The organism is Cupriavidus sp. R6-3 (assembly GCF_059772245.1).
This window is the reverse complement of record NZ_JCBAJO010000062.1, coordinates 1-22,270: the sequence shown is the minus strand read 5'-3', so window position 1 is coordinate 22,270 and position 22,270 is coordinate 1. Positions and strand designations below refer to the sequence as shown.

General features: G+C 67.5%; 16 protein-coding genes and 1 tRNA gene. 9 read left to right on the top strand and 8 right to left on the bottom strand.

Going from position 1 to position 22,270, the window contains the following annotated elements:
* Window positions 1–644 precede the first annotated feature (644 nt).
* The 4 genes from AC6EI8_RS12435 (at window position 645) to AC6EI8_RS12420 (ending at window position 3,478) form a co-directional block, all read left to right on the top strand.
* Window positions 645–1,826 (top strand): benzoate/H(+) symporter BenE family transporter, encoded by a 1,182-nt coding sequence (locus AC6EI8_RS12435; protein WP_150084189.1) that lies wholly within the window; start codon window positions 645–647, stop codon window positions 1,824–1,826.
* Window positions 1,827–2,006: 180 nt separating this feature from the next.
* Complete coding sequence (locus AC6EI8_RS12430; protein WP_226108280.1) at window positions 2,007–2,276, top strand: BrnT family toxin; 270 nt, start codon at window positions 2,007–2,009, stop codon at window positions 2,274–2,276.
* Window positions 2,260–2,613, top strand: coding sequence for a BrnA antitoxin family protein (locus tag AC6EI8_RS12425; protein WP_187829159.1), 354 nt, complete (start codon window positions 2,260–2,262; stop codon window positions 2,611–2,613). Before AC6EI8_RS12430 ends, AC6EI8_RS12425 begins: the two co-directional genes overlap by 17 nt.
* A 7-nt stretch (window positions 2,614–2,620) precedes the next feature.
* Window positions 2,621–3,478, top strand: a complete 858-nt coding sequence (locus AC6EI8_RS12420) for an aminoglycoside 6-adenylyltransferase (protein WP_498382053.1) — start codon at window positions 2,621–2,623, stop codon at window positions 3,476–3,478.
* Here the strand turns inward: AC6EI8_RS12420 and AC6EI8_RS12415 are convergent.
* Window positions 3,475–4,170, bottom strand: a complete 696-nt coding sequence (locus tag AC6EI8_RS12415) for a potassium channel family protein (RefSeq protein WP_149318021.1) — start codon at window positions 4,168–4,170, stop codon at window positions 3,475–3,477. The genes AC6EI8_RS12420 and AC6EI8_RS12415 overlap by 4 nt on opposite strands.
* The gene (locus AC6EI8_RS12410) at window positions 4,163–5,491 is read right to left on the bottom strand and encodes a TrkH family potassium uptake protein (protein WP_498382052.1); all 1,329 of its coding nucleotides are present in this window, start codon (window positions 5,489–5,491) and stop codon (window positions 4,163–4,165) included. The genes AC6EI8_RS12415 and AC6EI8_RS12410 overlap by 8 nt, the downstream gene beginning before the upstream one ends.
* Before the next feature lie 391 nt (window positions 5,492–5,882).
* On the opposite strand from AC6EI8_RS12410, the gene AC6EI8_RS12405 reads away from it, so the two are divergent.
* Window positions 5,883–6,356 (top strand): hypothetical protein, encoded by a 474-nt coding sequence (locus tag AC6EI8_RS12405; RefSeq protein ID WP_265633368.1) that lies wholly within the window; start codon window positions 5,883–5,885, stop codon window positions 6,354–6,356.
* A 203-nt stretch (window positions 6,357–6,559) separates the two neighbouring features.
* On the opposite strand, the gene AC6EI8_RS12400 is transcribed toward AC6EI8_RS12405, so the two are convergent.
* Window positions 6,560–6,634 (bottom strand) — tRNA-Arg (locus tag AC6EI8_RS12400).
* Between the two features lie 1,056 nt (window positions 6,635–7,690).
* On the opposite strand from AC6EI8_RS12400, the gene AC6EI8_RS12395 reads away from it, so the two are divergent.
* Entirely contained in the window at window positions 7,691–9,499 is a 1,809-nt protein-coding gene (locus AC6EI8_RS12395; protein WP_226108613.1) for a DEAD/DEAH box helicase, read from the top strand.
* Window positions 9,500–9,696: 197 nt separating this feature from the next.
* On the opposite strand, the gene AC6EI8_RS12390 is transcribed toward AC6EI8_RS12395, so the two are convergent.
* From AC6EI8_RS12390 to AC6EI8_RS12380, 3 genes are all read right to left on the bottom strand, one after another.
* Complete coding sequence (locus AC6EI8_RS12390) at window positions 9,697–10,251, bottom strand: RcnB family protein (protein ID WP_498382051.1); 555 nt, start codon at window positions 10,249–10,251, stop codon at window positions 9,697–9,699.
* Between the two features lie 144 nt (window positions 10,252–10,395).
* The gene (locus tag AC6EI8_RS12385; RefSeq protein WP_149317862.1) at window positions 10,396–10,890 is read right to left on the bottom strand and encodes a cyanophycin metabolism-associated DUF1854 family protein; all 495 of its coding nucleotides are present in this window, start codon (window positions 10,888–10,890) and stop codon (window positions 10,396–10,398) included.
* Between the two features lie 12 nt (window positions 10,891–10,902).
* Window positions 10,903–13,254: a cyanophycin metabolism-associated ABC transporter gene (locus AC6EI8_RS12380; protein WP_498382050.1), complete on the bottom strand. Its 2,352-nt coding sequence runs from the start codon at window positions 13,252–13,254 to the stop codon at window positions 10,903–10,905.
* Between the two features lie 313 nt (window positions 13,255–13,567).
* Here AC6EI8_RS12380 and cphA (AC6EI8_RS12375) point away from each other — a divergent pair, with 313 nt between their 5' ends.
* Together cphA (AC6EI8_RS12375) and cphA (AC6EI8_RS12370) are read left to right on the top strand one after the other, a co-directional pair.
* A complete protein-coding gene (gene cphA / locus AC6EI8_RS12375) occupies window positions 13,568–16,216 on the top strand; it encodes a cyanophycin synthetase (RefSeq protein ID WP_149317860.1) in 2,649 nt (882 codons plus the stop codon).
* A 130-nt stretch (window positions 16,217–16,346) separates the two neighbouring features.
* Entirely contained in the window at window positions 16,347–18,920 is a 2,574-nt protein-coding gene (cphA, locus tag AC6EI8_RS12370; protein ID WP_498382049.1) for a cyanophycin synthetase, read from the top strand.
* Window positions 18,921–19,019: 99 nt separating this feature from the next.
* Here the strand turns inward: cphA (AC6EI8_RS12370) and AC6EI8_RS12365 are convergent, their stop codons facing one another.
* Window positions 19,020–19,679 (bottom strand): amino acid ABC transporter permease, encoded by a 660-nt coding sequence (locus AC6EI8_RS12365; RefSeq protein WP_149317858.1) that lies wholly within the window; start codon window positions 19,677–19,679, stop codon window positions 19,020–19,022.
* Between the two features lie 129 nt (window positions 19,680–19,808).
* On the bottom strand, window positions 19,809–20,552 hold the full coding sequence (locus AC6EI8_RS12360) for a transporter substrate-binding domain-containing protein (RefSeq protein WP_498382054.1): 744 nt from the start codon (window positions 20,550–20,552) through the stop codon (window positions 19,809–19,811).
* A gap of 320 nt (window positions 20,553–20,872) precedes the next feature.
* Between AC6EI8_RS12360 and paeA the strand changes: the two genes are divergently transcribed.
* Window positions 20,873–22,270 (top strand): polyamine export protein PaeA (paeA, locus tag AC6EI8_RS12355; protein ID WP_498382048.1); only part of this gene is annotated, 1,398 nt, incomplete at its 3' end.

The following is a 22,270-nucleotide window of genomic DNA, read 5'->3' as shown; positions in this document are numbered from 1 at the left end:
ACGACGATCACGTCGTAGTCGGTCATGCTCGATGCGAGCGGAAAGACGATGCGTGCGGAGTCCGAAGCGGAGGCGGAAGCCGGGCCGCGAGCGGAAGCAGGGTCGGAACCAACAGCGGGGTCGGAAGCGGAATTCGGGACGGACACTGCGGGACGGGATGGCATCATGCCGGGCTCCTGTTGCGTCGGTGACAGGCAGCGCAGTGTCGCGGGCGAATGTGAAGGCGGCGTGGGGTTTATGTGTGGCGGGAAGCCACCGAGGTTCCGCCGGTGCCGATCGCCGGCCCATAAAAAAGAACAGCCCGCGACATAGGCGGGCTGAAGAGTCTCTCCTCGGTGCCCTGCTCCCAAGGCACGGCCTCACTGTATCGGGACGGCGGCGCTCGCTCCAGTCGGACAAATCCGTAAGGGAAAACGCCTGTAGGCCGGCGGCGGTCCCCTTCCCACGTCGACGGCGGCCCGCAGCGCCGCGTCGACGATGCCCGGCGCTCGTGCGAAGATGTCGCCCTCAACGCACTGCAGGCCGGGTCGCCAGCGCATCCTTGCATTCCGGTTGCCGTGACCAACGCCGCTCGTTGCCGATCTCCGCGACGCCGGTTGTCCACCCCGATATGCGACCGGCCGCACCGACCGAACCGAATCGCCATGCCCTCCGCCACGCTCAAACTCACCGATCTTTCCGTTTCGGCTTTCGTCGCCGGACTGGTCGCCATGCTGACCGGTTACACCAGCTCGCTGGTGCTGATGATCCAGGCCGGACAGGCCGCGCATCTGAGCGACGCGCAAATTGCCTCGTGGATCTGGGCGCTGTCGATCGGCATGGGCGTGACCACCATCGGGCTGTCGCTGCTCACGCGCGTGCCGATCGTGATCGCATGGTCCACGCCGGGCGCGGCGCTGCTGATCGCCAGCCTGCCGGGCGTGCCGTACGCCGAGGCGATCGGCGCCTTCCTGCTGGCCGCGCTGCTGATGACGGCCGCCGGCCTGACCGGCTGGTTCGACCGGCTGATGCGCGCGCTGCCGGCCAGCATCGCGGCGGCGCTGCTCGCCGGCATCCTGTTCCGCATCAGCATCGACGTCTTCGTGCAGGCGCAGCACCAGACGCTGCTGCTGTTGCCGATGTTCGCGGCCTATCTGCTGGGCAAGCGCTGGTGGCCCCGCTATGCGGTGCCCGGTGTGCTGGTGATCGGCGTGGCGCTGGCCGGCGTGCTGGGCCAACTGCATTTCGAGCAGTTCCACTTCGCGGTGGCTGCGCCGGTGTGGACCACCCCGGCGTTTTCGCTGCAGGCCTTCGTCAGCATCGCGATTCCGCTGTTCATCGTCGCGCTGGCATCGCAGAACATTCCCGGCCTTGCCGTGCTGCGAGCCGACGGCTATCACGTCAAGGCGTCGCCGCTGATCACCGTGACGGGCCTGGCCTCCGCGGTGCTGGCACCGTTCGGCTCCCACGGCATCAACCTCGCCGCGATCACTGCGGCGATCTGCACCGGCAGCGAGGCGCATCCGGACCCTGCGCGGCGCTACACCGCGGCGGTGGTCTGCGGCATCGGCTACCTGGTCGCCGGCACGCTGGCCGCCAGCATCGCGGCGCTGTTCGCCGCCTTCCCGCAGGCGCTGGTGATCGCCGTCGCCGCGTTCGCGCTGCTCGGCTCGATCGCCAGCGGCCTGACCACGGCGATGCAGAACCCCGGCGAGCGCGAGGCCGCGCTGCTGACGTTCATGATCACGGCGTCGGGCATGACGCTGGCTGGCATCGGCTCGGCGTTCTGGGGCGTGGTGGGCGGGATCGTGGCGCTGTGGGTGCTGCGGCCGCGGCAAGGCCGTTGAACGTCAAGCCCATCGTGGCACGTCACGGCTGGCCGGACGCGTAAGACAACGGCGCATCCGATCCCACCACGCCCTCTTCTTGATAGCTTTCGTCGACTCAGCACAAGCGCACGATCCCTTGGCGATTTAGCGTAGTAGCAAAAATCTTGTTCAACGTATTTTTTGCTACTACAATAACCCATGGAAATCGAGTTCGACTGCGCGAAGGACAGCAGGAACGTGTGCCAGCACGGCATATCGTTGGCCAACGCGGGGCTGATGGATTTCGACAAGGCGTTGATTGCAATAGACGACCGGAGGCAATGCGGCGAAACGCGCTACATCGCCTACGGCCCCATCGGGTCCCGCCTGCACTGCCTGGTCTTCACCATACGAGGCGACACGCTGCGGGCCATCAGTCTACGCAAGGCCAATTTCCGAGAGGTGCGAGACTATGAACAGGAAATCTAAGCTGACCCTGCCGAGCGCCGACGAGGACGCGGCGATCGCGCGTGGCATCGCGGGCGACCCAGATGCGGTCGAACTGCCTACCGAGCGAATCAAACGCATGCGGCCCGCTCGTGAAGTGTTGGCCGAAGTGCTTGGCGAAGAAAAGGCCGAGTCACTGACCAAGCGGCGCGGACGCCCTGCGCTGCCGGCTGCCGAACGCAAGGTCAGTCAAACACTGCGGCTCGACCCCGACGTTCTGCAGGCGTTCAAGGCCACCGGCGAAGGCTGGCAAACCCGTATCAACGATGCGCTGCGCGCCTATGCCAAGTCTCATCGAATGCTGCCGCGAGGATGCTGATCCCCGCATGACATTACGAGACCAATATCTGCAATCGGTCCTGGCTTGGGCAGGTGCCACGGACGCGGTGCTGGCGTTGATCCAGACCGGTTCGCTGGCACGCCAGGATGATTCCGCGGACGAGTATTCGGACCTCGATATCGAGATCATTTCGTCTGACTCGGATACCTTGGCCAAGGACGACGATTGGCTACACCGGATTGGTCCGCTGATCACGGTGTTGCGTCTCGAAGCCGGCAGCGATCAACCGTGGCCGACGCGGCTGGCGATATACCAGGGCGGCGTCAAGATCGACTTCACCGTCGCCGGCATCGAACGCCTGCGTCGAATGACCGCTCCAGACGGTCTGGACGACCTCTATGCGCGCGGCTATCACGTCCTCCTCGACAAGGCGGGGGTGGCCGCATCGCTGCCGCCTCCGCCATACCGCTTCCCTATTGAACCTCTGCCTTCACAGCGGGAATTCCAGGCGAGTGTCGAAGAGTTCTGGTTCGAGGCATTTCATGTCCCGCGCTATCTGGCGCGTGGAGAACCATGGCTGGTCAAGCAGCGCGACTGGACGATGAAGACGCTGCTGCTGCGCATGGCGCAATGGCACGCGCAGGCGCTGCATCCGGGCCAGGTCGATGTCTGGCACAACGGCCGGCGCATGGACCAGTGGGCCCATCGCGATACGTGGCATGCCATGCAGCAGATATTCGGACGTTTCGACGCCGCGGACGCACGACGCGCCTTTGAAGCGACGGTCCGGCTGTACGGGCGCCTGGGACGAGAAGTGGCGGAGCGCGCGGGCCTGGAATATCCAGAAGCCTGCGAAGATCAGATCCAGGCGCTGAATCGGGCGGTGCTTGGGGCCGCGAACTAGCGCTTCGTCACGTCGCCCGCGAACGACTGGATCTTCCGTGTCGGGCCCGACACGATCAGCAGATCGCCGGGCAACACGCGCGTGCTCGGCGTGGCGTGCTGGAAGTCCTCGTTGGCGCGCTTGACGCCCACCACGGTGACGCCCGACTTCTCGCGCACGCCGGATTCGGCCAGCGTCTGGTTGTGGGTCGACGCCGGCGCATGGACCTTGGCGATGGCGAAGCCGTCGTCGAACTCGATGAAATCCATCATGCGCCCGGTGATCAAGTGCGCGACGCGCTCGCCCATATCGGCTTCCGGATAGACGACGTGATGCGCGCCGATGCGCTGCGCGATCTGCCCGTGCTCGGCCGACATCGCCTTGACCCAGATGTCCTTGATGTCCAGTTCGGTGAGCGCCATGATCGTCATCAGGCTGGCCGCAAGGTCCGAGCCGATGCCGACGATGGCATGGGCGAAGTCGGCCACGCCGAGCTGGCGCATCACGTTGACGTTGGTCGAATCGGCCTGCACCGCATGCGTCAGGTAGTTGCCCCAGAGCTGCACGGGCTCCGCATCCTTGTCGAGGCCCATCACGTCGTGGCCCAGACGCATCAGCGACTGCGCGACCGAGCTGCCGAAGCGGCCCAGGCCGATCACGACCACGCTGTCGCCCTTCGAGAAGGAGAACTGCTCGGTAAACAATCTAGCCAACAATTGGGTGCTCCTCTGGATAGCGGAACGGCATGCGGCGCTCGCCCAATACCAGCGATGCCGCCAGCGTGATGGTGCCCACCCGGCCGGCATACATCAGCAGGATCAGCGTCAGTTGGGCCGGCACCGGCAGATCGCCGGTGATCCCCGTGGACAGGCCGGTTGTTCCGAAGGCGGCGATGACCTCGAAGATGATCTGATCTGCCGGCACGTCGGTCGTGCGCAGCAACACCAGTGTACCGAGGGTGACCAGCGCGCTGCCGAGCACCAGCACCGTGATGGCCTGGCGCTGGGCCGAGGCGCCGAGTCTGCGGCCGTATGCCTCGCAGTCGCTTTGCCCGCGAATCTCTGCGATCACCAGCAGGACCAGGATGGCGATCGTGCCCACCTTGACACCGCCGGCGGTGCTCGCGCTGCCGCCGCCGACGAACATCAGGAAGTAGTGCAGCGCCCACGTTTCGGGCGTCAGCAGGCTGATGTCCAGGGTATTGAAGCCCGCTGTCCGTGCCGCGACCGAGGCGAAGGCCGCGGACAGCAGCTTGTCGGCGGCGGACATCGGGCCCAGCGTATTCGGATTGGTCCATTCGAACAGCAGCACCCCGACGAAGCCCATCGCCAGCAGTACCGCCGTGCCGGCAAGGGTCAGCTTGGTATGCAGGGACCAATGATGCGGGCTGCGCGCCTTGCGCCGGACATCGTGCAGCACCGGGAAACCGATGCCGCCGACCACGGTCGCCAGCATCACCGGAATCAGGATCAGCGCATCGGCGGCATAGCGCGTCAGGCTGTCCGCATGGATCGAAATGCCGGCATTGTTGAAGGCGGACACCGCATGGAACAGTCCGCTCCACACGGCATCGCCCCATGGCAGGTCATGCGCATGGCGAAGCCGCAGCGTCAGCAGCGTCGCGACGATGGCCTCGGACGCCAGCGTCACCGCCAGCACCAGCCGCGCCACGCTGGTCACGTCCCCCATGCCCAGCGAGCGCGTCTCGACCTGCGTGATCAGCCTGGTGCGCAGCCGCAGCGAGCGGTTGACCATCAGCCCCAGCAGGGTGGCTGCAGTCATCATGCCGAAGCCGCCGATCTGGAACAGCACCAGAATCACGGCCTGGCCGAAGCCGGACCAGTAGGTACCGGTGTCGACGACCACGAGGCCCGTCACACAGACGGCAGAGACCGCGGTGAACACGGCCGTCAGCCACGGCACGGGCCGCCCGTCCGCCTGGGAAATCGGCAGCACCAGCAGCAGCGTGCCGGCCGCGATCGCCAGCAGGAAGGCCAGCGCGACGACGCGTGGCGGATGCGCGATGGATTTCATTGGTCGGCCATTGGCGAATCGACGGTGCGGGTCTCGTGCATGCAGGACATCGCTCGTTGTTGTCCGTCCATATTGTCGACTCCGTGAGGGCACTTCACCACGGCGCCAGGGCCTGTTTCCGCGCTACGGCAAGAGCGCCGCCGATTCTACAGGCCCTTTCGCATCGAACCTCCATGGTCATGCTGCCCCGCCATGCAGGCAAGCACCTCGCTCACCATTGCGACCTTTTTACCGTTGCCACCGTTGCCACCGTTGCGCGCGTGGTTGTAAGCCGCATTGGCGCGGATGACAAGGCTCGTTAATCACCGTTGCAAAATCGAACAGAATGTCAGACGCCTCGCCGCTACAGTGAACCTTCCCTTGCCTGTAGGCGTTTTATGGAGGTACACGAATGAAGCAACATCTGGCGAAATCCCTGTTGATGGCTGGCGCGATGATCGCGTCGTACCCGCTGCTGGCGCAGCAGTCCCAGCCGATGCAGTCGACTCAGCCGATGCCGGCCGCGCAGACGATGCAGCCGATGCAGTCCACCCAATCCTCGCCATACGCGCCATCCGCGCCATCCGCGCCATCCGCGCAACCCACCCAATCGATCCAGTCCGCGCCCGCCGCGCAGGCAATGCCGTCGGCTCAGCCGATGCAGGCGATGCCCGCGGCAACGTCGCCGGCTCAAGCCGCCGCACCGGTTGCCGGCGACCCGTACGCGCAAGCTGCCGCCCCCGCTGCTCAGCCGGCCATGGCGCCCGCCGATCCCACCCTGGTGCGCAGCACCGACCCTGCCATCGATCCGGCCAGCATGAGCCTGCCGCCCGATGCGCTCGGCACGCGCCTGGGCCAGCGCAGTCTCTTCCTCGACGGCGCCTGATCGTCGACAGTCGTTCGTAGTGCCGGACGCCGCCGCTCGGCCATCGGAGCACGAGCGGCGTCCGGCTTCCGGCGTCGCGGGCGCAGGTGCGAAGCGCGAAGACGCGACGTGTAGGGGGCCGCCAAGCGCGGAGATGCAACGCGTGGGGACCGCCAAGCGCGGAAATCGCGAAGCGCGGCTGATGCGAAATCGAATGGGGAGAGTGGTCCCGCCGACAGGAATCGAACCTGTATCTAGCGCTTAGGAGGCGCTCGTTCTATCCATTGAACTACGGCGAGCGGATAGCCGGGCATCGCTGCGACGCCCTGGGATGCGGCCACCGCTGAACCGGTGCAACCGCGCGCGCGGCCATTGGCCGAGGCAGGGGCGGAGTATAGCAAAGTCACTTGGCGGGGGGCGTCTCGCCGGCACCCGGAAATGTGCGATTTCGCGCCCGGAGCCGCGTCGGAGGTGCGATTTCACGCGCGGAGCCGCGTCGCGGGGGCGATGTCGCGCGGCGGAGCCGCGTCGTCGAACCGACCCTCGCAGAAATGAAAAGCCCGCCAATGTCCTGGCGGGCTGGCTGCGGACGGGCCGGGCAGTCTAGGTCGACGCTGGCGGCATCGCCACAAGCCACGGTGCAGGTCCTCTTCCTCATGGTTCCGCCGATGTCGCGGCCGCCCATCCGGACCACCCGGACAGTCGGAGAAAGAAGGCGCTGGCGTGCATTGCGGAGATGCCGATGGCGAACAGCGAGGCACTCGCTGAAGACGGCCATCGGGTGGGAGGGTTGTCCGCATCCGTGCCGGCACTTGGTGTCGACACTGCGAGTATAGGGCGGGGGTTCGGGGATGCAAGAGACGTGGACTCGTGACGTGACTCGCGACCTGCCGGCGTCCGTGCCGATGTCCGCCGGAAGGCGCTTGCAGACAATATTTTCGCAGCGCAGCAATATTTTTCGACTTCTGCTAGAATGCGCCCCGTGAGTTCGCAATGCGAGCCGTGCACCCGCCGACCAGCCCCCAAGGCCAGAGGCGATGCCGCTTCCGCTCTCAAGCTCTGTCGCTCGGTTCTCCGGTCGTTTGTTTCAAGTCTTCGACCACACCCGCCGCTTGCCAGAACGCCATCTCACTTGACGCCGCCTCGTCTCCGATCCTGTTGAACAGCCTCGTCGCTGTTTGCCTGCCAGGGACCCGGCTTCCGGTCTTGCACCGGTCGCCCCCTGCCTGCCGCCGTACTGCCAGCTGAGTCTGTCGTCACGGCCTTCCGATTGGCGCCGAAGCCTTTTTAAGACTTTGCACTGCGCCCACCCTCTTGCCGATGGCAGGGGTGCCATGCATCAAGACCCTTACGACATGACCCAGCACGAATTCCGTGCGGAGCAGCCTATTGCCTCCGCCAACGATATTTCCAATACGACCGCGCCGAGCCCGCTGGACCGCCTGCAAGCGATCCTCGAGCCGCAGGACGCACCCGAAGCCGCCGCCTCGGCGGCCGACGGTTTCGCCGCGCTCGGCCTCGATGCCGCGATCCTGCGCGCCCTGACCGAACTGAACTACACCGTGCCGACCCCGGTGCAGGCCCAGGCCATCCCGGCCTTCCTGGCCGGCCGCGACCTGCTGGTGTCGAGCCAGACCGGTTCGGGCAAGACCGCCGCCTTCATGCTGCCGGCGATCCAGCGCATTTCGGAGCGTCCGGCACCGAACCGCCCGCGCGCCGACGAGCCCATCAAGCGCATGAAGGGCAAGCGTCCCCGCCCGGCCCCGGCCCAGCCGTCGCTGCTGGTGCTGACGCCGACTCGCGAACTGGCGCTGCAGGTCACCGAAGCCGCCGCCAAGTACGGCCGCCATCTGCGCCGCATCATCTGCGCGAGCATCCTGGGCGGCATGCCCTATCCGAAGCAGCTGGCGATGCTGTCTAAGATGCCGGACATCCTGGTGGCAACGCCGGGCCGTCTGCTCGACCACATCGACGCCGGCCGCATCGACCTGTCGCAGCTCGACATGCTGGTGTTCGACGAGGCCGATCGCATGCTGGACATGGGCTTCTCCGACGACATCGACGCGATCGTCGCGGCGACGCCGGCCACGCGCCAGACGCTGATGTTCTCGGCGACGGTCGACGGCCGCATCGCGCAACTGGCCGCGCGCCAGCTGCGTGACCCGCAGCGCATCGAGATCGCGGCGGCGCGTGCCGACCAGAGCAACATCGAACAGCGCCTGCACTTCACCGACGACATGTCGCACAAGGAGCGTCTGCTCGACCATCTGCTGCGCGACGCGTCGCTGAAGCAGGCGATCGTGTTCACCGCCACCAAGCGCGACGCCGATTCGCTGGCCGAGCGCCTGTCGGACACCGGCTTTGCCGCCGGCGCACTGCACGGCGACATGACCCAGGGCGCGCGCAATCGCACGCTGACGGCGCTGCGCCGCGGCAATCTGCGCGTGCTGGTGGCCACCGACGTGGCCGCGCGTGGTATCGACGTGCCCGACATCACCCATGTGGTGAACTTCGATCTGCCCAAGCAGGCCGAGGACTATGTGCACCGTATCGGCCGTACCGGCCGCGCGGGCCGCTCGGGCGTGGCAATCAACCTGGTCAACCACAACGATGCCTTCCAGTGGAAGCGGATCGAGCGCTTCACCAACAACCGCATCACCGCTTCGGTGATCGAGGGCCTGGAACCGCGCCGTACGCCCAAGCCGCGCGCCGGCTTCGGCGGCAAGCCGGGCGGTGCCCGTCCGGGTAACGGTGGCGGCGGCTATCGCGGCGGCGAGCGCAAGTTCGGCGGCGGCGAGTCGCGCGGTTACGGCAACGGGGGCGGCTATCGCGGCGACCGCGAGCAGGCGCCCCGCAGCTTCGGCGGCGGCGAATCGCGTGGCTACGGCGGCAACACTGCCGGCGCCGCTGGCAACGGCAATCGCCCGTTCGGCGAGCGCAGCTTCGGCGACCGTCAATATGGCGACCGTCCGTTTGGCGACCGCAAGCCGGCCGAGCGCAGCTTCGGCGATCGCGACGGCAATCGTGGCGGCAATCGCGACGGTGCCCGCAGCTTCGGCGATGGCAACCGCAGCAGCTACGGCAATCGCCATGGCGGCAACGGCGGCGGCTACGGCGGCCAGCGTCAGGGCCAAGGCCAGGGCCGTTCGCGCTTCTCGCGTTAAGCCGGATCGGGGCTCGGCCCCGAGCCGAAAGAAAAGGACGTCTTCGGACGTCCTTTTTTCTTTGCGGAAGCGCCAAACAAAAACCCGCGCCGGCGTCCTCACGCTGCGCGGGTCGTGTTGCGGCGGGCCGATGTGTCGCCCGCCTGTTGGCCGCTATTGATTCGCTATCGGTTCGCTATCGGTTCGCTATCGGTTCGCTATTGTCCGGTAACGACGCGGGCGATGGTGCCGTTGCGGGTCGAGACCAGCAGGAACTCGTTGCCGATGCCAACCCACTGGTGCCCCTTCGGTGGGCGCTCCAGCTGAAACGACTTCCAGTCGTCGATCACGTACTGACGGTCGCGATAGGCGGTCGGCAGGCGATCGCCCTTCTTCCATTGGCCCGGCGCATAGGCATACGGCGAAGCCGAAGGTCCCGGCCCGCCGGGCGCCATGCCGGGAGGCATGCCGCGCGCGTCGCGCGCCGACGGACCGCCGCGCTCGCCGGGTTGAGCGGCTGGTCCCGACGGACCGCCCATCTGGGGGCTACCCCGTTGCGAACCGCCCATCTGCGAGCCCGTCTCCGAGCCGCCCGTCTGCGGCCCGCCCATCTGCGAGCCACCCCGCTGGGACCCGGGTTGGTCCGCCGCGCCTGTGCCGTATCCGCCGGCACCGGCCGAGCCGCCACCGGAGCTGGACTGCGCCAGGCCAACCGATGAACCGAGCACGCCCGCGGCCACCAGCAAACCCATCAACATGTGGTTCCTCTTCATCGAGATCTCCTTGTTGGTTGGGACAGCGATGGCAAGTTACACCCGGGGGCGCGAGGCGGCAACGCAGCTTTGTATCTGGATATTTCGCTTGTGCGGCCTAAGAGACGCGCGGCAACAAGCCCGCGTCGGCCGTAGCCGCAGCCGCTACAGGAAGCGGTCCAGCAGCTTGCGGCTGGCCTTGTCCAGCGAATCGAGGCTGCGGATCAGATAGTGGATGCCGTGGCTGTCCGAGATCAGCAGCGTGGTGCCCGCCAGCCGGCGGATGTCCTCCTCGCCGCGCAGCACCAGCCGGGTCGGACCGCGATCGGTCTCGACCTGCCAGGTGCTCGGCGTGGCGAAGGTCGACACGCTGACGATGCGGCGGATCTCGGGCATGAACTCGCGTCCGGCCAGCTCCTCCTCGACGATCGCACGCGCGGGCGCCGGCAGGTCTTCGAGCCGCTCGATCCAGGCCAGTTCGTGGCCATCGGTGCTGACCAGCGCGATGCCGTCGTCCGGCGCGGTGATCGGGAACGCGCGCACGGCCACCACGCCTTCATGCACGCCGCCGTCCGCGGTCCTCATCACGAGACGGCCGAAGGGATTGCGCGACAGTTCGAACGGGAATGCGACCGCAGTCGTCGATTCGCTTGCTTGCATGATCGGACTTCCTTATTGCACGACGACGGCGCCGGCCGTGACATGGGGCGCGACGGTATTGACCTCGACCGGATCGTCCGGGTCGGTATCGACGTTGCGCGCCTGCGCCTGGTACAGCTTGTAGTAGGCGCCCTCGCGCGCCATCAGCTCGTCGTGCGGGCCGACCTCGACGATGCGGCCGCGGTCCATCACCACCAGCCGGTCGGCCTTGCGCAGCGTCGACAGGCGGTGCGCGATGGCGATCGTGGTGCGGCCCTGCACCAGGTTGTCGAGCGCCTTCTGGATTTCCTTCTCGGTCGCGGTATCGACCGACGAGGTCGCTTCGTCGAGGATCAGGATGCGCGGATCGATCAGCAGCGCGCGCGCGATCGAGATGCGCTGGCGCTCGCCGCCCGACAACGCCTGCCCGCGTTCGCCGACCAGCGAGTCGTAGCCGTGCGGCAGCCGCAGGATGAACTCGTGCGCATGGGCGGCGCGCGCGGCCGCGATGATCTCGGCGCGCGTCGCATTGGGCCGCCCGTAGGCGATGTTCTCGGCGATGGTGCCGAAGAACAGGAACGGCTCCTGCAGCACCAGGCCGATATGGCGGCGATAGTCGGCCACCGCCAGCGAACGGATATCGACGCCGTCGACGCGGATCGCGCCCTCCGACACGTCGTAGAAGCGGCAGATCAGATTGACCAGCGTGCTCTTGCCAGAGCCGCTGTGGCCGACCAGGCCGATCATCTCGCCCGGACGGATCTGCAGGTCGAGCCCGCGGATCACCGCGCGGCTGCCGTAGCGGAAGCCGATATCGCGCAGTTCGATGGCGCCGCTGACCTGCGGCAACTGCGTGGGCCGCACCGGCTCCGGCACGCTCGATACATGGTCGAGGATGTCGAAGATTCGCTTGGCGCCGGCCGCGGCCTTCTGCGTCACCGAGACGATCCGGCTCATCGAATCGAGCCGCGTGTAGAAGCGGCTGATATAGGTCAGGAAGGCCACCAGCACGCCCACCGTGATGGCATCGCGCGAGACCTGCCAGATGCCGAAGATCCAGACCACCAGCAGGCCCACTTCGGTCAGCAGCGTCACGGTCGGCGTGAACAGCGACCACACCGCATTGACGCGATCGTTGATCGCCAGGTTGTGCCGGTTCGCCTCGCGGAAGCGCTCGACCTCGCGGCGCTCCTGCGCGAAGGCCTTGACCACGCGGATGCCCGGAATGGTGTCGGCCAGCACGTTGGTGATCTCGGACCAGTTGCGGTCGATCTTCTCGAAGCCATGGCGCAGCCGGTCGCGCACCTGGTGGATCATCCACGCGATGAAGGGCAGCGGCACCAGCGTGACCAGCGCGAGCCAGGGGTTGATCGAGATCAGGATGACCGCCGTCATCACGATCATCAGCACGTCGGTGAAGAAGTCGAGCAGATGCAGCGACAGGAAGACGCAGATGCGGTCGCTCTCGTTGCCGATGCGCGCCATCAGGTCGCCGGTGCGCTTGCCGCCGAAATACTCGAGCGACAGCTTCAGCAGGTGTTCGTAGGTGGTGGTGCGCAGGTCCGCGCCGATCCGCTCGGACACCCGCGCCAGCAGATAGGTGCGCGCCCAGCCCAGGCTCCAGGCGATCAGCGCCGCGCCCAGCAGGCCGCCCAGATAGAGCCGCACCAAGCCGTAGTCGATCGGCACGCCGTTCTGGTAGGGGATCAGCACCTTGTCCATCAGCGGCATGGTCAGGTACGGCGGCACCAGCGTGGCGCCGGTCGACAGCAGCGTCAGCACGAAGCCGGCGAACAACTGCATGCGGTAGGGTCGCGCGAAGCGCCACAGCCGCAGCAGCGCCCAGGTCGACGGCGGCGTCTCCAGTTCGCGGCTGCATTGCGGGCATTCGTCCTCGCCCGGCGGCAGCGGCGCGCGGCAGGTCGGGCAGACGCCCTCGACCTCGATGGCCTCGCGCGCGGCCGCGCCGGCGGCCAGACGATCGCGCTGGGCATTGAACGTGTCGAGCAGGCGCAGCGCGGCCGGATTGTTGCCCAGCGTGTAGTGCCAGGCGGCCAGCCGGCCGCTGCGATCCTGCAGCTCCAGCGTGCCGACGCCGGCGTGGTCGCCATGGTGCAGCGTCAGTTCGGCGCCGATGGGCCATTGCCGCCAGCCGCCCTGCCCGTTCCCCGCGTCCTGCGCGTTGTCCCTGGCCAGCACGCGGCGATCGGTGACAACCACCACGCCTTCTGTAAAATGCAGCCGCCGGTCGAGATCGACCTCCAGCCAGGCCAGCACCGTTTCAGCGGGCATGCCTGGGCGGGAGGCGAGTTCGGCCTCCAGCGAGACGCGCCAGGGGTCAGGCAGCGTGGGGGTCGATGATACGGAGGTGGCAGCAAGGGTCATGGTCGGCACAGCGGGCGTCGTTTCGTCGGGCTGCGCGAGCATGGCGCAAGCGGTCGGCCGACGGTCGAAACGACATGTCTTGATACAAATAAAAATGGCGGGCGCTGCCGGAATGCCGATATGTCGCAGACAATTCGGCGCAAGTGCGGTGCAAGCGCGGCGCAAGTATACATAAGCCACATCCGCGCGGCGGCGTCTGTCGCGGCGCACAAACGCTTTTTCGTCGGGAAGTCAACCAGGTCTACGCTGTAACGTTATTGAAAGGTTAGACTTCCGCCCCACGGGCGCATCGCCCATGCCTCAAGCTAATTCAATGAAGAAAAAGGACATTGAGATATTCGATGTCATGTCGCTGCGCGGCCCCAATATGTGGACATATGGGCCGGTGCTGGAGGCGTGGGTCGATATCGGAGAACTGGAGGAATACCCCTCCAACAAGATCCCCGGTTTCTACGAGCGCCTCTCGGCCTGGCTGCCTTCGCTGATCGAGCACCGGTGCAGCATCGGCGAACGGGGCGGCTTCCTGCAGCGGCTGAAGGAAGGCACCTGGCCCGCCCACATCATGGAACACGTGACGCTGGAGCTGCTGAGCCTGGCCGGCATGCCCGGCGGCTTCGGCAAGGCGCGCGAGACCCCGCTGGTGGGCGTCTACAAGGTCATCGTGACGGCCTGGGACGAACGCGTGGCGCGCGCCGCGCTGTTCCTCGCGCGCGACCTGGTGATGGCCGCGATCGAGGACCGCGCCTTCGACGTCGACGCGGCGGTGGACGAACTGCGCAGCCTGATCGATCGCCACTGGCTGGGCCCGAGCACGGCCTGCATCGTCTACGCCGCCGACGACCGCCGTATCCCCGCGCTGCGCCTGTCCGACAGCAATCTGGTCCAGCTGGGCCATGGCGCACGCCAGCGCCGCATCTGGACCGCCGAGACCGACCGCACCAGCGCCATCGCCGAAAGCATTTCGCGCGACAAGGACCTGACCAAGTCGCTGCTGGAATCGTGCGGCGTGCCGGTGCCCGAGGGCCGGCTGGTGCAGAGCGCCGACGACGCCTGGGAGGCCGCCGAAGAGATCGGCGTGCCGGTGGTGGTCAAGCCCTACGACGGCAACCACGGCCGCGGCGTGTTCACCAACCTGATCAGCCGCGAGGAAGTGCAGACCGCCTATGCGGTGGCCATCGAGGAAGGCAGCGGCGTCATCGTCGAGCGCTTCGTCCCCGGCAACGAACACCGCCTGCTGGTGGTCGGCGGCCGGCTGGTGGCGGCGGCGATGGGCGAATCGGCGAGCGTGGTGGGCGACGGCAAGTCGACCATCGACGAGCTGATCGAACTGCAGATCAACTGCGACCCGCGCCGCGGCAACACCGAGGATCATCCGCTGAACCGCGTGCGGCTCGATTCGGCCGCCCGTCTCGAACTGAAGCGCCAGGGCTTCACCGCGGAGTCGGTGCCGCCCGAGGGCCGCCATGTGCTGATCCAGCGCAACGGCAACGTGGCGTTCGACGTCACCGACCGCGTCCACCCGAGCGTCGCCGCGCATGCCGCGCTGGCGGCGCGCGTGGTGGGCCTGGATATCGCCGGCATCGACCTGGTGGCCGAGGACATCTCGCGCCCGCTCGCCGAACAAGGCGGCGCGATCGTCGAGGTCAATGCCGGCCCCGGCCTGCTGATGCATCTGAAGCCCGCCGCCGGCACGCCGCGTCCTGTGGGCCGCGCCATCGTCGATCATCTGTTCCCGCCCGCGGCCGACGGCGACGCCCCGGCCGACGACGGCCGCATTCCCGTGGTCGGCATCACCGGCACCAACGGCAAGACCGTGGTCGCCAAGCTGGTCGCGCGCCTGCTGCAGCTGTCCGGCCGCCATACGGGCCTGGCCTGCAGCGACGGCCTGTATCTGGATCGACGACTGGTCGAAGGCGGCGATCGCGCCAACTGGGAGGCCGCCACCCGCGTGCTGAAGAACCGCGCCGTCGAGGCGGCCGTGTTCGAGAACGACAGCGGCACGATGCTGTCCGAGGGCCTGGCCTACGATCGCTGCCTGGTGGGCGTGGTGACCAATATCGATACCCCCGACCACCTCGGCCACTACTACATCGAAGACGCCGAGAAGATGTACAGCGTGTTGCGCACGCAGGTCGACGTCGTGCTCAAGCACGGCGCCGCGGTGCTCAACGCGCGCGATCCGCTGGTGGTCGAGATGGCCGAGCTGTGCGACGGCGACGTGATCTTCTTCGGCGCCAGCGCCGAGCTGCCCGCGATCGCCCAGCACCGCGCCGCCGGCAAGCGCGCGGTGTACGTGCGCGACGGCCGCATCGTGCTGGCCACCGGCAACAGCGAGCTGCCGCTGGCCGACGTCGCGGCGATTCCGCTGACCTATGCGGGCCGCGTCGGCTTCCAGATCGAGAACGTGCTGGCGGCGGTTGCCGCGGCGTGGGCGCTGGGCATCTCGCACGAGCTGATCCGCGCCGGCGTGATGACCTTCGACGTGGGCCAGCTCGACGTGCCGGGCCGCTTCACGCTGTTCGAGCGCAACGGCGCCACGGTGATCGTCGACGACGCGCACAACGCGCCGGCGCTCGAGGCACTGGCCAAGGCGCTGGACCGCTTCCCGTCCGAACGCCGGCTGGCCGTGTTCGGCGCCGGCGTCGACCGCCGCGACGCCGACCTGATCGAGCAGGGCAAGGCGCTCGGCGCCGCCTTCGATCGCGTGTTCCTGTGCGAAGACCGCAGCGTCACGCGAAAGCTGCCCGACAGCGAGGCGCGCGCGCTGCTGAAGAAGGGACTGTACGAAGGCCGCCGCGTCAACAAGATCATCGACCAGGGCAGCCGGCGCGAGGCCGTCGAGGCCGCGCTGTCGCAGCTGGTGGCGGGCGATCTGCTGGTGCTGCAGGCCGACGAGGCCGACATCGGCACCACGCTGGACCAGGTCCACCATTGGCTGGGCCAGCCGGCCCGGCGCGGTTGACCGGCCGGCATCGATGGTCAGAGGCAAGGCGCCGAGGCTCCGACACTCTGAAGCGCTGAAGGATAGAACGGTCGCCTGCCGCGGGGTCGCGCCCCGCCCGGCCGGCGACCGACCGATAGGAAACTGATTGATGGAAGTCTCACGCATCCGCGCGCTGCGCGGTCCGAACCTGTGGTGCCGCCACACCGCGATCGAAGCGATCGTCGCGTGCCCCGACGAAGCCGGCACGATCGAGGACCTGCCGGGTTTCGAGGAGCGCCTGCGCGCCCGCTTCCCCGACATCGGCCCGCTGCGCCCCGACGATGCGCACGGCGATGCCTCGCTGGCCCATGCGCTCGAATGCGCGACGCTGCGGCTGCAGGCCGCCGCCGGTTGCCCGGTGACCTTCAGCCGTACCTCGCCCACCGTCGAGCCCGGCACCTATCAGGTGGTGGTGCAGTACAGCGAGGAAGAGGTCGGACGCCTCGCGCTCGATCTCGCCCAGCAGCTGTGCCGCGCCGCGCGCGACGACACGCCGTTCGATCTGGACGGCGCGCTGGCCCGCCTGCGCGAGCTCGACGAGGACGTGCGCCTCGGACCGAGCACCGGCTCCATCGTCCATGCCGCGATCGCGCGCGGCATCCCCTATCGCCGCCTCACGCAGGGCAGCATGGTGCAGTTCGGCTGGGGTAGCCGCCAGCGGCGCATCCAGGCCGCGGAAACCGACATGACCAGCGCGGTCGCGGAATCGATCGCGCAGGACAAGGAGCTGACCAAGAGCCTGCTGCATGCGGCCGGCGTGCCGGTGCCGCAGGGCCGCTCGGTGTGCAGCGCCGAGGAAGCCTGGCAAGTCGCGCAGGAGATCGACGCGCCGGTGGTGGTCAAGCCGCGCGACGGCAACCAGGGCAAGGGGGTGGCCGTGCGCATCCGCACGCGCGAGGAAGTGATGGCGGCCTATGAGGTCGCGGCCGAGATCAGCAGCGACGTGATCGTCGAACGCTATATCCCGGGGCACGATTTCCGTCTGCTGGTGGTCGGCAATCAGCTGGTCGCCGCGGCCCGGCGCGATCCGCCCCAGGTCATCGGCGATGGCGTGCATACCGTGCGCCAGCTGGTCGACGAGGTCAATCGCGATCCGCGCCGCGGCGAGGGCCACGCGACCTCGCTGACCAAGATCCGCTTCGACGATATCGCGCTGGCCACGCTCGCCAAGCAGGGCCTCACCGCGGAATCGGTGCCGCCCAAGGGCACGCGCGTGATCCTGCGCAACAACGCCAACCTGTCGACCGGCGGCACCGCCACCGATGTCACCGACGACGTGCATCCCGAGATGGCGGCGCGCGCGGTGGCCGCGGCGCAGATGGTCGGCCTCGACATCTGCGGCGTCGATGCGGTCTGCGAGACCGTGCTAAAGCCCTTCGAGGAACAGGCCGGCGGCATCGTCGAGGTCAATGCCGCGCCGGGCCTGCGCATGCATCTGCAGCCGTCCTACGGCAAGGGCCGCGCGGTCGGCGAGGCGATCATCTCGACGATGTTCGCCGACGGCGACGACGGCCGCATTCCGGTGGTCGCGGTGTCGGGCACCAACGGCAAGACCACCACGGTCCGGCTGATCACCCATCTGCTGGCCGGCAGCGGCCTGCGCATGGGCATGACCGGCACCGACGGCGTCTACATCAACGGCCAGCGCATCGACACCGGCGACTGCAGCGGCCCGCGCAGCGCGCGCAACGTGCTGATGCACCCCGACGTCGACGCGGCCGTGTTCGAGACCGCGCGCGGCGGCCTGCTGCGCGAGGGGCTGGCGTTCGACCGCTGCGATGTCGCGGTGGTGACCAATGTCGGCGAAGGCGACCACCTCGGGCTGTCCTATATCAGCACGGTCGAAGACCTGGCAGTGCTCAAGAGCGTGATCGTGCAGAACGTCTCGCCGCAGGGCATGGCCGTGCTCAACGCCGCCGATCCGATGGTCGCGCGCATGGCCGACGCCTGCCCCGGCGCGGTGACCTTCTTCGCCCGCGATGCCGAGCACCCGGTGCTGGCCACGCATCGCGCGCAGGGCAAGCGCGTGGTGTTCACCGACGGCGGCGATCTGGTCGCCGCCGAGGGCGACACGCAGGTACGCATCGCGCTGAAGGACATCCCGCTGACGCGCGGCGGCAGCATCGGCTTCCAGGTCGAGAACGCGATGTCGGCGACCGCGGCCGCGTGGGCGCTGGGCATCGACTGGTCGGTGATCCGCCGCGGCCTGGCGACCTTCGTCAGCGACGCCGCCAGCGCGCCGGGCCGCTTCAATCTGTTCGACTACCGCGGCGCCACGCTGATCGCCGACTACGGCCACAACCCGGACGCGATCCAGGCGCTGTGCAACGCGATCGAGACGATGCCGGCGCGCCGCCGCATGGTGGTGATCAGCGGCGCCGGCGACCGCCGCGACGAGGACATCCGCCGCCAGACGCAGATCCTCGGCGGCGTATTCGACGACGTGGTGCTGTACCAGGACCAGTGCCAGCGCGGACGCGCCGACGGCGAGGTGCTGGCGCTGCTGCGCGAGGGGCTGGAAGGCGCCACGCGCGCCAGCGCGGTCGAAGAGATCCGCGGCGAATTCCTCGCCATCGACACCGCGCTGGGCCGCCTGCAGCCGGGCGACCTGTGCCTGATCCTGGTCGATCAGGTCGAGGAAGCGCTGGACCACATCGCGAAGCGGATCGCGGAAGCGGGTTGAGGCGTCAGCCCTCTCCCCAGCCCTCTCCCCAGCCCTCTCCCGCTCGCGGAAGAGGGGCCGGGGGAGAGGGCAACAGCGCCCGCCTCTCCTACATGCCCCTCAATGCCGCCCCGGCAACGACAACCTGCGCTCCAGCAGCCGCTGCACGAACGACAGCAGCGTGCTCAAGACCCAGTAGATCGCCGCCGCGGCCAGGTAGAGCGGCAGCGGCTGGTAGGTCGCGGCAATCAATTCCTGCGTGGTGCGCAGCAGTTCGGTGACCGTGATCACCGACACCAGCGAGGTGTCCTTGATCAGGCTGATCAGGCTGTTCGACAGGCTCGGCACCGCGATGCGCAGCGCCTGCGGACCGACCACGTAGCGCAGCGTCTGCGCCGGCGTCAGCCCGAGGCTATAGGCCGCCAGCCATTGCCCGCGCGAGATGCCGAGGATCGCACCGCGCATGCTCTCCGACAGATAGGCGCCGACGTTCAGGCTCAGCGTCAGCACCCCCGCCGGGGTCGGTTCGAGCGCGATGCCGATGCCCGGCAGGCCGTAATACACCACGAAGATCTGCACCAGCAGCGGCGTGCCGCGCATCACGCTGACATAGACGCGCGCGATCGCCCGCAGCACGCGGTTGTGGCCGATCCCCATCAGCGCGACCACCAGCCCGATCACCAGCCCGAAGGCCATCGACGACAGTGCGAACTTGATGGTCAGCACCATGCCTTGCAGCAGCACGGGCAGCGAATCGATTACCAGTTGGAGGGATGGCATGGCAGGCGGGATCAGGGGCGCAAGTGGCCGCGCAAGAGAGCGCGCAAAGTCGGAATCATAAAGTGGTGCCCCAAAAAACAAAACGGCAGTGCGATTGCACTGCCGTCTGCCATTTGGCGATCCGTCGGCTTACTTGGTCGGCTTGGTCACGTCCGCGCCGAACCACTTGACCGACAGCCTGGTCAGCGTGCCGTCCTTGCGCAGATCGTCGAGCGCGCGGTCGATGGCCTGCGCGAACTTGGGGTTGTCCTTGCGGTACGGGATCGCGACCTCGGTATCGCCGCCCTGCACCACCGCGCCGGCGCGCAGCGGCAGATTCGACGTCTTGATCAGGTAGTTGACCATCAGCCGGTCGTTCAGCGCGGCATCGACACGCTGCGCGGCCAGGTCGCGCAGATATTCGGGCGCGCCGGGATACGTCTTGACGTCGATGCCCGCCACCGACTTGGCCAGCTCGTTGTAGTTGCTGCCGAGGCTGACGCCCAGCCGCTTGCCCTTCAGATCCTCCAGCGACTTGAATTCGCGCTTGTCGTCCTTGCGCTGGATCAGCTGCGCGGCCGAGTAGACGTAGGGCTTGGAGAAATCCAGCACCTGCTTGCGCTGCGGCGTCACGTTGACCTGATTGACGATCACGTCGAACTTGCCCGCCTGCAGGCCGGCGATGATGCCGCTCCATTCGGTGGTGACGAACTCCGGCTTGACGCCCAGCTTGCCGGCCACCGCGCGCGCGACGTCGACGTCGAAGCCCTCGAGCTGGTTGTTGGCGCCGCGATAGCCGAACGGCGGATAGGTGCCCTCCAGGCCGATCTTCAGGACGCCGGCCTGCTTGACGTTGTCGAGCAGATCGGCGGCATGGGCGCCGGCCATCGCCATGGCGAGCAGCGGCGCCGCGATCAGGGGGCGAATCCAGCCAGCGGGAAACCAGGTCATCGAGTTCTCCAAACGAAGTTGATGGACGGCATGATAGTGCATGCGCCTGACGGCGCTTCGGCAGCGTTTCGGTAGCGCTTCGGCACGCCATGCGTACCGGCACAGAGTAAGTCAACCGCTATCGAATCAAAAATAACAATTTATTATGGCTATATAACGACCGATCCAGGCGGCGTTCCGTTCTCATTGACAGCCCGCATCGGCCTGCACCATCATCGAAGCGCCCCTCCGGCCTCAAGCCACCGGCCCCTGCCGCCATCGCCATGTTCGTCCTGATCCTGCTGCTGCTGATCCTGATCAGCGCCTTCTTCTCGATCTCCGAGATCGCCCTGACCGCCGCGCGCCGCACCAAGCTGCAGACGCTGTCCGAGCGTGGCGACCGGCGCGCGACCAAGGTGATGCTGCTCAAGGAGGAGCCGGGCAACTTCTTCACCATCGTGCAGATCGGCGTCAATACCGTCGCCATCCTGGCCGGCGTACTGGGCGAGAAGCATCTGTCGGACTTCGCCTTCGCGCTGCTGTCGCCCTATTTCACCGACACGGTCGCGCAGCGCATGGCCAATATCGGCTCCTTCCTGCTGGTCACGCTGCTGTTCATCCAGTTCGCCGACCTGATTCCGAAGCGGATCGCGATGAGCTTCCCCGAAACGTGCGCGCTGGCGGTGATCGGGCCGATGCTGTGGCTGCTGAAGGTGCTCAAGCCGCTGGTCTGGCTGTTCAACGCCGCCGCCGACGCCGCGCTGAAGCTGCTCGGCCTGCCGACCAAGGCCGTGGAGCAGATCACGTCCGAAGACATCGCGGCGATGGTCGATGCCGGCGCAGAGGCCGGCGTGCTGCTCAAGCACGAGATCCATCTGATCGAGAACGTGTTCGAGCTCGACTCCAAGAGCGTGACGGCGATCATGACGCCGCGGGACGAGGTGGTGTACCTCGCGCTGGACGAAAGCCCCGACAGCCTGCGGCGCAAGCTGGTCAAGTATCCGCACGCGCAATATCCGGTCTGCGACCACGACCTGGACGACGTGCAGGGCTTCGTCGAATCGCAGGACATCCTGCGCTCGATGCTGGCCGACGAGGCGGATTCCGCGATCGCCAACCTGGCGCGGCACTACGACAAGAACGTGCTGGTGATTCCCGACACGCTGACGCTGTCCGAGGCGATGACGCGCTTTCGCGAGATGCACCAGAGCTTCGCGGTGGTAATGAACGAATACGGGCTGGTGGTCGGCATCGTCACGCTCGACGATATCGTCGGCGCGCTGATGGGCGACATCTTCTATTCGTCGGAGGACGAGCAGATCGTGCGGCGCGACGAGGACTCGTGGCTCGTCGATGGCGTGACGCCGCTGGTCGACCTGAAGAAGGCGCTCGATCTCGACACGCTGCCGGCCGAGGACTATGTCGACACCGCGGCCGGACTGGTGATCTACACGCTGAAGCGCATCCCGAAGAAGTCGGAGTTCATCGAGACCGCGGGCTACCGCTTCGAGGTGCTCGACATCGACCACCACAAGATCGACCAGCTGCTGGTGTCGCGGCTGCCGGCGGGGCGCGGCGGTGGCACTGGCACTGGCACTGGCACTGGCACTGGCACTGGCACTGGCACCGGCACTGGCACTGGCACCGGCACTGGCACTGGTACTGGCACTGGTACTGGCACC